The following is a 12,309-nucleotide window of genomic DNA, read 5'->3' on the forward strand; positions in this document are numbered from 1 at the left end:
GTTGCGTCCTCAACCCGCGGGGCGGGTGGCCCGGTGAAGCGCGCGCACCACGTCCGACTGCGTGATGATGCCCACCAGCCGCTTGTCGGCATCGATCACCGGCAGGTGGTGATGCCCCGCCTCGGCGAACAGCGGCACCAGCTCGGCGATGCGGCGGTGGCCGCTCACCACGCGCACCTCGCGGGTCATGATCTGGCCGACGGTCTCGGGCTTGTCGGAATGGGTGAGGCCGTCGCGCCGCAGCAGTGTGCGCAGGCGCTCGCCCACGCCTTCGCGCTGCTCCCAGCCGGCATGGCGCAGGAAGTCGGCCCGCGTCAGGATGCCCACCACGCGCTGCGAGCGGTCCACCACCGGCAGGGCCTTCACGCCCCGCGTGCGCATCAGCGCCCAGGCTTCGTCCAGCGGTGTGCCGAACTGCACCGACGCCGGTTCGGGCGACATCACCTCGGCGCATTGCAGGTGGCCGAAGTTGCGCTCGTAGGCGGCCGATTCGGCGTACTGCAGGATGTCCTGCAGGTCGTCGCGGCTCACGTCCAGCACCTGGTTGTAATGGGCCAGTGCCGCGTCCAGGTCGGTGGCAGAAAAGCGGTCGGCCGCCGACGCGGGGGCCGGGGCCTGCGGCGCATGCGGATAGCGCCGGCCGGTCAGGCCGTTGTAGAGCATGCCCGCCAGCACCAGCAGCAGCGAGTCGACCAGCATCGGAAAGAGCGCGAAGCCGAAACCCACGCCGCCCAGCGCCGCCAGCAGGGCCGAGGCGCCGCCCGGCGGATGCAGGCAGCGCAGCGCGAACATCACGGCGATGGCCGCCAGCACCGCCACCGCGCCCGCCCAGGCCGGGTCGGGAATCAGCAGGGCGCAGGCGCTGCCCACCAGCGCCGAGACGGTGTTGCCGCCCACCACGGCCCAGGGCTGGGCCAGCGGGCTGGCCGGCACCGCGAACACCAGCACCGCGCTGGCGCCCAGCGGGGCCACCAGCCAGGGGGTGCTCATGCCGGTGCGCAGGGCCCACCAGCGGGCGATCAGGGCCGTGAGCAGGATGCCCAGCCCGGCACCGGCGAAGGCCCGCAGCCGTTCGCGGGCGTCCACCCGGGCGGCGGCGGGACGGAAGCGGGCCGCCAGATCGGCCCAGGAGAGAGATGGCATGGTCACGCAGGCAATGCCGGCGCGCGGCTGCCGGCGGGAAGAGGCTGGCCGGCTCGGGGCGGCCGGTACGGGGCGGTCGTGGCCGCCGCCCGCATCCTACGTGGCGCACGGCTTTGGTGCATCTGCCCGGGCGCTCGCGGGCGACATCGGCCGGCCCTCGGCATGCGATCAGCTGCAACCATAGGGAATGAATTCGGTGCGCTGCTCGTCCACCTTGAGCGGCTGGCCGACGAAGGGAAAGGCGCGTTGGGCGCAGTCGCGCCGCTCGCACACCTTGCAGCCCATGCCGATGGGCGTGGCGCGGGCCGGGTCCTGCAGGTCCAGTCCATAGGCATAGACCAGGCGAGGCGCATGCCGGATGTCGCAGCCCAGGCCGATGGCGAAGGTCTGGCGCGGGGCGCCCCAGCCGCGGCTGCCGCCAGCCACCGTGCGCGCCACCCACAGGCTGGTGCGGCCGTCGGGCATGCGGGCCAGCTGCGGCAGGATGCGCCCCGGCTGGCTGAAGGCTTCGTACACTGCCCACAGCGGGCAGGTGCCGCCCGTGCGGCTGAAGTGGAAGTGCGTGGCCGACTGCCGTTTGGAGATGTTGCCCGCCCGGTCCACCCGCACGAAGAAGAAGGGCACGCCCGGCGCACTCGGGCGCTGCAGCGTGCTCAGGCGGTGGCAGGCCGTCTCAAAGCCCACGCCGAAGCGCAGCGCCAGCAGGTCGATGTCGTGCCGCAGCCGGTCGGCGGCCTCCAGATACTCGCCATAGGGCAGCAGCAGCGCGCCCGCGAAGTAGTTGGCCAGGCCGATGCGCGCCAGCCGGCGGGCCGGCGCGTCGGCGTCGAAGGGCGCGTCGCCGGTCAGCGCCGAGAGCGTGTCGGCCATCTCCAGGAAGGCGAGTTGCGTGGCCATCTGGAAGGCCTGCTGCGCCGGTGCCAGCAGCGGCGAGAGGGTCAGCGTGCGGCTGGCCGCGTCGTACTGCCGCTTGCCGCCGATGCCGGTTGCATCGGCCTGCGTGACCCGCACGTCGTGCCGCTCGCGCAGGCGCTCCGCCAGCCAGGGTGCCATGGCGCCGCCGCGTGCGCGGGTCTGCGCCGCCAGCGACTCGGCCGCGCGGTCCAGTGGATCGAAGTGGTTCCGCTGGGCAAAGAAGAAATCGCGCACCGCCTCGAAGGGCGTGGCGCGCGGCAACCCGAGTTCGGACGACCGGTCGTCGCCCAGGCGCAGCGCCATGGTCTCCAGCTGGGCCTGCAGGTCGAGTTGACGGCGGTGCAGCGCGACCAGCGCGCGGCCCAGCGCGGGCATCTGGGCGGCCACCTCCTGCATCTCGGGCAGGCTGACCGGCTCGGCGGCATCGGCCAGGGCCTCGCGCAGGCCGGCCACCAGGCGTGCCTCGTCGTCTTCGGAGAAGGCCTGGATGTCGACGCCCAGCGTCCGGTTCAGCCGCAGCAGCACCGCCACCGTGAGCGGGCGCTGGTTCTGCTCCAGCTGGTTGAGGTAGCTGGGCGACAGGCCCAGCGCCTGCGCCATGGCGATCTGCGAGAGGCCGCGCTCGGCCCGCAGCTTGCGCAGGCGCACGCCCATGAAGCTCTTCTTCATGCGCAACTCCGTGGCCCAGTGATTCGCAGGATTCGCAGATTCGCCGATTTCGTTCGCACCGATTCGCCTTTTCAGTCCTGGTGGGAGGGCGCCATTCTGCGTAGATTGCGAAGCCTTGCAAGCCGGCTGTTCCGCCGCTGCACACCGTCAGGAGACCTGCCCCATGAGCCTTGCCACCGCACTCGCCCCTGCGCCCGACGCCGCGCCCGCCTTCAAGCCCAAGAAGTCCGTCGCGCTTTCCGGCGTGGCCGCCGGCACCACGGCCTTGTGCACGGTGGGCCGCAGCGGCAACGACCTGCACTACCGCGGCTACGACATCCTGGACATCGCCGAAGTCTGCGACTTCGAGGAGATCGCGCACCTGCTGGTGCACGGCACGCTGCCCAATCGCGCCGAACTCGCGGCCTACAAGGCGCGGCTGCGGGCCCTGCGCGGCCTGCCCGCCAGCGTGAAGGCCGCCCTGGAGCGGCTGCCCGCCGCCGCCCATCCCATGGACGTGATGCGCACCGGCGTCTCGGCCCTGGGCTGTGTGCTGCCCGAGAAGGACGGCCACGGCGCCGCCGGCGCCCGCAACATCGCCGACCGCCTGCTGGCCTGCCTGGGCTCGATGCTGCTGTACTGGCACCACTGGAGCACCAACGGCCGGCGCATCGAGGTCGAGACCGACGACGACGCCATCGCCGGCCACTTCCTGCACCTGCTGCACGGCCGGCGGCCCGGCGAGGATTGGGTGCGCGCCATGCACACCTCGCTCAACCTCTATGCCGAGCACGAGTTCAACGCCAGCACCTTCGCCGCGCGGGTCATCGCGGGCACGGGCAGCGACATGTATTCGTGCATCGCCGGCGCCATCGGCGCGCTGCGCGGCCCCAGGCATGGCGGTGCCAACGAAGTCGCCTTCGAGGTGCAGCAGCGCTATGCCACGCCGGACGAGGCCGAGGCCGACATCCGCCGGCGGGTGGACGCGAAGGAGGTCGTGATCGGCTTCGGCCACCCGGTCTACACGGTGGCCGATCCGCGCAATGCCGTCATCAAGGGCGTCGCCCGGCGCCTGTCGCAGCAGGCGGGCGACCCGCGGCTGTTCGACATCGCCGAGCGGCTGGAGTCGGTCATGTGGCAGGCCAAGCGCATGTTCCCCAACCTTGACTGGTTCAGCGCCGTGAGCTACCACCGCATGGGCGTGCCCACGGCCATGTTCACGCCGCTGTTCGTCATTGCCCGCACCAGCGGCTGGGCGGCCCATGTGATCGAGCAGCGGCAGGACAACAAGATCATCCGGCCCAGCGCGGTCTACACCGGCCCCGAGGACCGCGCCTTCGTGCCGCTGGACCAGCGCGGCTGAGCGATGGCCCTCCTTCGCGCGATCCGCGCAGGTTCCCGTCAGGTTGAGACACCGACCATCCCGCGCCCGGCCGGCCGCATGGTGCGGCCCGCCCATCTGGAGACATCTTCGTGACCCTCAATCGCCGCCTCTTCAACACCGGCCTCGCCAGCCTGGCCCTGCCGCTCGGCTTCGACGCCGCCGCGCAGGACGGCTACCCCAACAAGCCGATCCGCATCGTGTGCCCTTTCGCGCCGGGTGGCGGCTCGGACTTCATCGCCCGCGTGGGCTCCAACCTGCTGGCCAAGGGCGTGGGCCAGTCGGTGATCGTCGACAACCGGCCCGGCGCCGGCGGCACGCTGGGGACGGACTATGCGCTGCACCAGCCCGCGGACGGCTACACGCTGCTGCTGGTGGCGGGCAGCTACACCGTCAACCCGGCGCTGTACAAGCTCAAGTTCGATCCCGTGGCCGACATCACGCCCGTGATCCAGCTGTCCAAGGGCGCCTACGTGCTGTGCATCAACCCCAACAAGGTGCCGGCCAAGAACATGGCCGAACTGCTGGACTACATGCGCAAGAACCCCGGCAAGGTCGCCTTCGCCTCGGCCGGCAACGGCAGCCACCTGCACATCACGACCGAATACCTGTTCGGCATGGCCAAGGTCAAGGGCACGCACATTCCCTACAAGGGCACCGGCCCGGCCGTGACCGACCTGGTGGCCGGCAACGTGGACCTGCTGGTGGCCGGCACCGAGGCGCTGATGCCGCATGTGAAGGCCGGCAAGCTGCGCGCCCTGGGCGTGACCACGGCCCAGCGCCTGGCGGCCTACCCGGACCTGCCCGCCATCGCCGAAGCCGGCCTGCCCGACTACGACGTGGTGGCCTGGCACGGCCTGATCGCGCCCAAGAACCTCCCGCCCGCGGTGCTGGCCAAGATCAACGGCGCCATCAACACCGGCCTGAAGGCGCCCGAGCTGGTCGCGCAGCTGGAGCCCACGGGCGTGTCGCCCGCGGGTGGCACGCCAGAGCAGTTCGGCGCGCTGATCAAGGCCGAGATCCCGCGCTACGCCAAGGTGGCGCGCGACAACAACATCCAGGCCCAGTAAAAACGGGCCGGCCGGCGCGGGCCGCCGGCCGTCTTCCCGCAACGCGGCGGCGCACCGAGGCGCCGCCCGCTCCACGATCCCATGAACAGTCTTCACCGCCAGCCGCTTGCCGGTACCGATCTGCATTTCTACGACGCCCGCGCCGCCATCGAGGCGCTGCAGCCCGGCGCCTGGGCCCGGCTGCCCTACACCGCGCGGGTGCATGCTGAGAACCTGGTACGCCGCGCCGACCCGGCCCGCCTCGACGACTACCTGCGCCAGCTGATCGAGCGCCGCCGCGACCTGGACTTTCCCTGGTACCCGGCACGGGTGGTGTGCCACGACATCCTGGGCCAGACCGCGCTGGTGGACCTGGCGGGCCTGCGCGATGCCATCGCGGCCGAAGGCGGCGATCCGGCCGCGGTGAACCCGGTGGTGCCGGTGCAACTGATCGTGGACCATTCGCTGGCGGTGGAATGCGGTGGTTTCGATCCCGACGCCTTCGCCAGGAACCGCGCCATCGAGGACCGCCGCAACGAGGACCGCTTCCACTTCATCGAGTGGACCAAGCGGGCCTTCGACAACGTGCAGGTGATCCCGGCGGGCAACGGGATCATGCACCAGATCAACCTGGAGAAGATGTCCCCGGTGGTGGCCGTGCAGGACGGCGTGGCCTATGCCGACACCTGCGTAGGCACCGACAGCCACACGCCGCATGTCGATGCGCTAGGCGTGATCGCCGTGGGCGTGGGCGGCCTGGAGGCCGAGAACGTGATGCTGGGGCGTGCGTCGTGGATGCGGCTGCCCGACATCGTGGGCATCGAGCTGATCGGCGAGCGCGCGCCCGGCATCACGGCCACCGACATCGTGCTGGCGCTGACCGAGTTCCTGCGGCAGCAGAAGGTCGTCGGCGCCTATGTCGAGTTCTTCGGCGAGGGGGCGGCGAAGCTGTCCATCGGCGACCGCGCCACCATCTCCAACATGTGCCCCGAGTACGGCGCCACCGCCGCGCTCTTCGCCATCGACGAGCAGACGCTGGACTACCTTCGCCTGACCGGCCGCGAGCCGGCGCAGGTGCAACTGGTGGAGGCCTATGCCAGGGCCGCCGGCCTGTGGGCCGACACGCTGGCGGAGGTCGAGTACGAGCGCGTGCTGCGCTTTGACATCGCGACGGTGGAGCGCAACCTGGCCGGCCCCTCCAACCCGCACCGCCGCCTGCCGGCGCGTGCCCTGGCCGAGCGCGGCATCGCCGATGCAGCCAAGCTGGCCGAAGGCCGCGCCGACGAGGCGGCGGGTCGGCTGCCCGATGGCGCTGTCGTCATCGCCGCCATCACCAGCTGCACCAACACCAGCAATCCGCGCAACGTCATCGCCGCCGCGCTGCTGGCGCGCAATGCCAATGCCCATGGCCTGGTGCGCAAGCCCTGGGTCAAGACCTCGCTGGCGCCCGGCTCCAAGGCCGTGGAGCTGTACCTGCAGGAGGCCGGCCTGCTCGGCGAACTGGAGCGCCTGGGCTTCGGCATCGTGGCCTTCGCCTGCACCACCTGTAACGGCATGAGCGGCGCGCTGGACCCGGCCATCCAGCAGGAGATCGTGGCGCGCGACCTGTACGCCACCGCGGTGCTGTCGGGCAACCGCAATTTCGACGGCCGCATCCACCCGTACGCCAAGCAGGCCTTCCTGGCCTCGCCGCCGCTGGTGGTGGCGTACGCCATTGCCGGCACCATCCGCTTCGACATCGAGCGCGACGTGCTCGGCACCGATGCCCAGGGCCGCGAACTGCGCCTGGCCGACCTGTGGCCCAGCGACGCGGAGATCGACGCCGTGGTCGCGTCCAGCGTCAAGCCCGAGCAGTTCCGCCGCGTGTACGAACCCATGTTCGCGATCCGCGCCGAGGGCGAATCACGCGCCAGCCCGCAGTACGACTGGCGCCCGCAGTCCACCTACATCCGCCGCCCGCCCTACTGGGACACCGAGGGCATGGGCGCGCTGGCCGCCCAGCCGCGGACGCTGCGCGGCATGCGGCCCCTGGCCCTGCTGCCGGACAACATCACCACCGATCACCTCTCGCCCTCCAACGCCATCCTGGCTGACAGCGCGGCCGGCGAGTACCTGGCCCGCATGGGGCTGCCGGAGGAGGACTTCAACTCCTACGCCACGCACCGCGGCGACCACCTGACGGCCATGCGTGCCACCTTCGCCAATCCGCAGCTGGTCAACGAGATGGCCGTGGTCGATGGCGTGGTGAAGAAGGGCTCGCTCGCCCGCATCGAACCCGAGGGCCGCGTGGTGCGCATGTGGGAGGCCATCGAGACCTACCTGCAGCGCCGCCAGCCGCTGGTGGTCATCGCCGGCGCCGACTACGGCCAGGGCTCCAGCCGCGACTGGGCGGCCAAGGGCGTGCGCCTGGCGGGCGTGGAGGCGGTGGTGGCCGAAGGCTTCGAGCGCATCCACCGCACCAACCTGATCGGCATGGGCGTGCTGCCGCTGGAGTTCCTGCCCGGCACCACGCGACACACGCTGGGGCTGGATGGCACCGAGACCTACGACGTGGAGGGCGAACGCATGCCCGGTGCGCAGTTGGATCTCATCGTTCATCGCCGCGGCGGCGAGCCGCTGCGCGTGCCGGTGCGATGCCGGCTGGACACGGCGGAGGAGGTGTCGGTCTACGAGGCCGGCGGCGTGCTGCAGCGCTTTGCGCAGGACTTCCTGGCGGGGCAGACTGCCCCTCTTCAACCGGCCACGCACTGAACCATGCCCGCGCCTCAAATCAAGATCCCCGCCACCTACATGCGCGGCGGCACCAGCAAGGGCGTGTTCTTCCGCCTGCAGGACCTGCCCGAGCGCGCCCGCGAGCCGGGCCCCGCGCGCGATGCGCTGCTGATGCGCGTGATCGGCAGCCCCGACCCCTACGGCAAGCAGACCGACGGCATGGGCGGCGCCACCTCCAGCACCAGCAAGGTGGTCATCCTGTCGAAGAGCAGCCGCCCCGGCCATGACGTGGACTACCTCTTCGGCCAGGTCGCCATCGACAGCGCCTTCGTCGACTGGTCGGGCAACTGCGGCAACCTGTCGGCCGCCGTGGGGCCCTTCGCCATCGCGGCGGGCCTGGTCGATGCGGACCGCGTGCCTGCGGAAGGCGCGTGCACCGTGCGCATCTGGCAGGCCAACATCGGCAAGACCATCGTGGCCCATGTGCCCATGGCGGATGGCCAGGTGCAGGAGACGGGCGACTTCGAACTCGACGGCGTGACCTTCCCGGCGGCCGAGGTGCCGCTCGAATTCCTGGACCCGGCGGAGGAGGGCGAGGGCGGCGCGATGTTCCCGACCGGCCGGGTGGTCGACCAGCTCGACGTGCCCGGTGTCGGCACCTTCGCGGCCACGCTGATCAATGCCGGCATCCCCACCATCTTCCTCAACGCGGCCGAGCTGGGCTACACCGGCACCGAGCTGCAGCCGGTCATCAATGGCGACGCCGCCGCGCTGGCGCGCTTCGAGACGATCCGCGCCTGGGGCGCCGTGCGCATGGGGCTGATCCGCGACGTGGCCGAGGCCGCCACGCGGCAGCACACGCCCAAGGTGGCCTTCGTCGCGCCGCCGCAGGAGTACGTGGCCTCCAGCGGCAAGCCCGTGCGCGCGGCCGACATCGACCTGCTGGTGCGTGCGCTCTCCATGGGCAAGCTGCACCACGCCATGATGGGCACCGCGGCCGTGGCCATCGGCACCGCGGCGGCCATTCCGGGCACGCTGGTCAACATGGCCGCAGGGGGTGGCGAGCGCAGCGCCGTGCGCTTCGGCCATCCCTCTGGTCTACTGCGGGTCGGCGCCGAGGCGCGGCAGGTCGATGGGCCGGCCGGGCCGCAATGGCAGGTCACCAAGGCCCTCATGAGCCGCAGTGCCCGTGTGCTCATGGAAGGCTGGGTGCGCGTGCCCGGCGACTCCTTCTGAACCGGACCGTCAGCGCGTGCCAGGCAATGCCCGGTGCGCTTGGCGGTCGAATCCTCTTGCCTGCATGTCCACTCGCAAACAACTCAAGTCCCTGGTCGAGGCCCGCCGCGGCGTGCTGGTGCCAGGCGCCTTCAATGCCCTCTCGGCCCGGGTGATCGAAGACCTCGGCTTCGAGGCGCTCTACGTCACCGGTGCCGGTGTCACCAACATGTGGTTCGGCATGCCCGACCAGGGCTTCATGGGCCTGGCCGAGATCGCCGACCACACGGCCCGCATCCGCGACGCCGTCGAACTGCCGCTGATCGTCGATGCCGACACCGGCTTCGGCAATGCGCTCAACGTCCATCACACGGTGCGCACGCTGGAGCGGGCCGGCGCCGACTGCATCCAGCTGGAAGACCAGGTCGCGCCCAAGCGCTGCGGTCACTTCTCGGGCAAGGAGGTCATCAGCACCGAAGAGGCCGTGAGCAAGATCAAGGCCGCCGTCGATGCGCGCCGCGATGCCGACCTGATGATCCTGGCCCGCACCGACGCCGCCGCCACGCACGGCTTCGAGGCCGCCATCGAGCGCGCACAGCAGTTCGCCGAGGCCGGGGCGGACATCCTCTTCGTCGAGGCGGTGACGAAGGCCGACGAGGTGCGCGCACTGCCGCAGCGCCTGGCCAAGCCCCAGCTGATGAACATGGTCATCGGCGGCAAGACGCCCATCTTCAACGCCGACCAGCTGGGCGAGTTGGGCTACGGCATCGTGCTCTACGCCAATGCCGCGCTGCAAGGGGCGGTGATGGGCATGCAGAAGGCCCTGACCGTGCTGCGCGACCAGAAGGAAGTGCAGGAGTCCAGCGGCCTGGTGGCGCCCTTCGCCGAGCGCCAGCGCCTGGTGGGCAAGCCCGGTTGGGACGCGCTCGAAAAGCGCTACACCTGAACGGGCGACACGATGCCCACCCGACGTTCCTGGCTCGGCGCCGCGGGCGCTGTGGCAGCCCTGCTGGCGGCCGGCTGCGCGCCCGCGCCGATGCGCCTGGACGGCACCTTCCTGCAGCCCTGGCGCAGCCACGAGGCGCTGTCGCTCGAGGAGTGGCAGCGCCGCCTGCGCGTGACGCGCGAGCTGGGCTGCCGCGAGGTGGTGGTGCAGTGGATGGGCCTGTACGGCGGCGCCAACGACTGGATGCTGACGCCCGCGCTGCTGCAGATGCTGTTCGACGAGGCCGCGCGCCAGGGCATGGGCGTGCGCCTGGGTCTGCCCTACGACGAGCGCTGGTGGACCACGCTCGGTGCCAAGCAGCCCGAGGCGTTGCCGGCCTTCCTGGACCAGACGCGCGATCGCAGCCTGGCCGCCATGCGCAGCGAGCCCTGGCCGGCCCATGCCGCCTTCCGCGGCTGGTACCTGCCCTACGAGATCGACCAGTACAACTGGGCCACGCCCGAGCGCCGGCGCCTGCTCACCGCCTGGCTGCGCGAGCTGGCGGCCGAGCCCCTCAAGCGCAGCCAGCCGCGCCTGGCCGTCTCCACCTTCTACAGCCGCCTGCCCACGCCGGGCTCGCTGGATGGCCTGTGGGCCGAGATCCTCGACGCCGCGCCGCTGCGGCCCATGCTGCAGGATGGCGTGGGCGTCGCCGGCATGGGCAACTACGCGGGGCTGGAGCCGCTGCGCCGCCTGCTGCGCCAGCGCGGCGTCGCCTTCGACCTGATCGTGGAGTTGTTCGAGCAGTTGCCCAACCCGCCCGGCCAGCCCGACGGCTTCCGCGCCCGGGCGGCTACGCTGGAACGCGTGCGCGCCCAGCTGGAGGTGGCGCGCACCTACGGCGCCGAGCATGTGCTCGCCTTCGCCATCGACCCCTGGCTGCTCGGCGACACGCCCGAGGCCAAGAAGCTGCTGCGCGACTGGCGCGGCGGCGACGCCTGAAAAAAGCGTCCGCGCGTGGTCGATGTCACACCGGGCGCGCTCGCGTCAGGTGCTGGTCACGCCTGCTCCGCAAAGCTTGCGAAAAGTGAACATATACTAAAAATGTATCAACATTCGCAAGTTGTGGACGGGCATGAAGGCCGCTGAATCGTTGTCTGCAGCGGCCTCCGTGGAGGACGCCACATCCCGTGCGGCCGAGGTGGCCGCCGCCCATGCCGATGCCGTCGACCGCGAAGGCCGGCTGCCCACCGAGGTGCTCGACGCCCTCCGGGCGGAAGGGCTCATGGGCCTGCTGGTGCCCGCCCGCCACGGCGGCCCCGGGCTGCCGCTGCGCACCGTGGTCAACGTCTGCCGGCGCCTGTCCGAGGCCTGCGCCTCGACCGGCCTGATCTACGCCATGCACCAGTCGCAGTCGGCCGTGGCCATCCAGCATGCGCAGAACAGCGACTGGCTGCAGGGCCTGCTGGCGCGCATGGCGTCCGGGCAGTTGCTGGTGGCCTCGGCCACCACCGAAGGCGCCACCGGCGGTGCCATCCGCTCCAGCGCCTGCTTCCTCGACCCGCAGACGGATGGCCGTCTGCAGCTGCGCAAGAACGGCGCCGTCATCTCCTATGCGCCTGCGGCCGACGTCTTCCTGGTCAGCGCCCGCCGCGCCGAGGATGCCGCGCCCACCGACCAGCGGTTGGTGGCCGTGCTGAAGGACCAGATCCAGCTGCACGCCCACGCGCCCTGGAACCCCATGGGCATGCGCGGTGCCCGCACCGACCGTTACGACCTGGTGGCCGACTGCGGGCCGGCGCAGGTCTATGCCGAGCCGTTCTCGGTGCACATGTCGCAGACCATGCTGCCCACCTCGCACCTGCTGCTGGGCGCCGTGTGGCTGGGCATCGCCGTGTCGGCGCTGGGCCGGGCGCGCGCCTTTCTGCGGCACCGCAACCGTGGCGGTGCGCCGCTCAATCCCATCGCCAACCTGCGGCTGGCCGAGGGCGAGACGCTGGTGCAGCAGTTCCGCGGCACGCTCGCCGCCTGCATGGCGCTCTACGAGGACGCCGACGGCCCGCAGACGGCCACCGAACGCATGGTCAGCTACAACGCGCTGAAGGTCGGCGCTTCGGAGCTGGTGGTGCGCGTCACCGACATCGCGCTGCGCATCTGCGGCATCCAGGGCTACATGGAGCCGGGCGAGTTCTACCTGAGCCGCCACATCCGCGATGCCCATGCCGCAGCCGTGATGGTCAACGACGACCGCATCCTCGGCAGCCTTTCCACCGTGGTGCTGGGCGTGCCGCTCAACCGCGACCTTTGAACATCGAGGCCCC

9 protein-coding genes are annotated in these 12,309 nt (G+C 71.3%); 7 read left to right on the top strand and 2 right to left on the bottom strand.

The features are described from left to right. Positions 1-9: 9 nt before the first annotated feature. Positions 10-1,143, bottom strand: coding sequence for an HPP family protein (locus tag KBC94_RS05360; protein WP_294367186.1), 1,134 nt, complete (start codon positions 1,141-1,143; stop codon positions 10-12). A 168-nt stretch (positions 1,144-1,311) separates the two neighbouring features. Continuing rightward, a complete protein-coding gene (locus KBC94_RS05365) occupies positions 1,312-2,727 on the bottom strand; it encodes a short-chain fatty acyl-CoA regulator family protein (protein ID WP_294367188.1) in 1,416 nt (471 codons plus the stop codon). A gap of 163 nt (positions 2,728-2,890) precedes the next feature. Here KBC94_RS05365 and prpC point away from each other — a divergent pair, with 163 nt between their 5' ends. From prpC to KBC94_RS05400, 7 genes are all read left to right on the top strand, one after another. Then, the gene (gene prpC, locus KBC94_RS05370) at positions 2,891-4,069 is read left to right on the top strand and encodes a 2-methylcitrate synthase (protein ID WP_294367191.1); all 1,179 of its coding nucleotides are present in this window, start codon (positions 2,891-2,893) and stop codon (positions 4,067-4,069) included. A gap of 110 nt (positions 4,070-4,179) precedes the next feature. After that, entirely contained in the window at positions 4,180-5,157 is a 978-nt protein-coding gene (locus KBC94_RS05375) for a tripartite tricarboxylate transporter substrate binding protein (protein WP_234196339.1), read from the top strand. Between the two features lie 81 nt (positions 5,158-5,238). Next, on the top strand, positions 5,239-7,887 hold the full coding sequence (acnD, locus tag KBC94_RS05380; protein ID WP_294367201.1) for a Fe/S-dependent 2-methylisocitrate dehydratase AcnD: 2,649 nt from the start codon (positions 5,239-5,241) through the stop codon (positions 7,885-7,887). Positions 7,888-7,890: 3 nt separating this feature from the next. Further along, positions 7,891-9,084, top strand: a complete 1,194-nt coding sequence (gene prpF / locus KBC94_RS05385) for a 2-methylaconitate cis-trans isomerase PrpF (RefSeq protein WP_294367203.1) — start codon at positions 7,891-7,893, stop codon at positions 9,082-9,084. Between the two features lie 64 nt (positions 9,085-9,148). Next, entirely contained in the window at positions 9,149-10,009 is an 861-nt protein-coding gene (locus KBC94_RS05390) for an isocitrate lyase/phosphoenolpyruvate mutase family protein (RefSeq protein ID WP_294367205.1), read from the top strand. Positions 10,010-10,021: 12 nt separating this feature from the next. Continuing rightward, complete coding sequence (locus KBC94_RS05395) at positions 10,022-10,990, top strand: DUF4434 domain-containing protein (protein WP_294367206.1); 969 nt, start codon at positions 10,022-10,024, stop codon at positions 10,988-10,990. Between the two features lie 133 nt (positions 10,991-11,123). Beyond that, positions 11,124-12,296, top strand: a complete 1,173-nt coding sequence (locus KBC94_RS05400) for an acyl-CoA dehydrogenase family protein (RefSeq protein WP_294367208.1) — start codon at positions 11,124-11,126, stop codon at positions 12,294-12,296. Positions 12,297-12,309: the final 13 nt, after the last annotated feature.

Origin of the sequence: Pseudacidovorax sp., from assembly GCF_017991995.1 — a bacterium.
Classification (GTDB): Bacteria; Pseudomonadota; Gammaproteobacteria; order Burkholderiales; family Burkholderiaceae_C; genus Xenophilus.